Origin of the sequence: Actinomadura sp. NPDC049753 (genome assembly GCF_040674655.1) — a bacterium.
GTDB lineage: Bacteria > Actinomycetota > Actinomycetes > Streptosporangiales > Streptosporangiaceae > Spirillospora > Spirillospora verrucosospora.
Window position 1 is genome coordinate 1 of record NZ_JBFARL010000470.1, and the last position, 1,192, is coordinate 1,192.

General features: G+C 78.9%; 1 pseudogene. It reads right to left on the reverse strand.

Annotation, left to right across the window (positions count from 1 at the left end):
• A pseudogene (locus AB0K37_RS42275) lies at positions 1 to 1,192 on the reverse strand (hypothetical protein); the annotation flags it as partial.

Genomic DNA, 1,192 nt, shown 5'->3' on the forward strand with positions numbered 1-1,192 from the left:
CCGCGCGCCGTGCCCGCTGCACGCGCGCGCCGAGCACCGCGAGCCGCGCCGTCTCCTGCGGCGGCCAGCAGCCCGCCGCCGTCGGCAGGTGCTCGCCGACGATGTGGTCCGCCACGGCGAGGTCGTCCTGGTCGAGCGCGCGGTCGAGGCGCAGCAGGGCCAGCCGGGACTTCGCCTCCGCCGCCCCGACGGTGTGCACGGCGAACTCGGTGACCTGGCGCAGGAGCGTCCCGCCCAGCCCGGTCTGCCCGCGCCGGTGCGCGATCTCCGCGGCGGTCAGGCGCAGGAACGCGGCGTACAGCGGAGGCGGCGCCAGGGCGAGGGCGTCGTCGGCGACGCGCACGGCCTCGTCCCAGCGTCCCAGGTAGACCAGGGGGACGCAGCGGGTGTTGGCGAGCATGCTGCCGCGGGACCGGGCCTGGCCGAGCCGTTCGGCGGCCGCCTGCCCGGTGCGGGCGAGCTCGACCGCCTCCTCGTACCGCCCGGCGTCGCCCAGGAAGGTCGACTCCCATTGGAAGGTGGTCAGGAACGTGTGCGCGTCGCCGGCCGCGTCGGCGGCGCGGCGCGCCTCGGCGAAGGCGCCGGCCGCCTCCTCCAGGTCGCCGCGCGTGCCGTGGAGCGCGCCCAGGACCAGCAGCGCGGGCGCGCGCAGGGCGTCGTCGCCGAGCCGGTCGGCGAGTTCCAGCGCCTGCGCGGCGTGCCGCCCGCAGGCGTCGAGGTCGAACGCCATGAACTCCACGAACGCCAGGGCCGACAGCAGCCGGCCGCGCAGCTCCTCCGAGGCCCCGGGCGGCGCCAGCTCGACCGCCCGCCGCAGGTCGTCGCGGCCTCCGCCGTCGATGCGGCTCTGCAGCCGGCCGCGCAGGCCCAGCAGCCGGGCCGCCCGCTCCGGCTCGGCCACCGGGTCCAGCTCGGCCAGGGCCTCCGTGCCGTACGCCACCCCGGCGGCCGATCGGCCCGCGTTGAACGCCGCCGTGGCCGCGCGTTCCAGCACGACCGTCCGGTCGGCGCCGATGAGCCGGACCGGCTCCGGCGCCTTCGGCCAGTGCTCCAGGACGAGCCCCAGCAGGTGGAGCTGCTCGTCGTAGGCGTTCTGGCGGCCGGCGCGGTCCGCGGTTCGCCGACGACGGACCCGCGGCGGCGGCGAAGGCGCTGCGCCGGGTCCGCGCGCTGGACGGGCGGGACGCGGAGC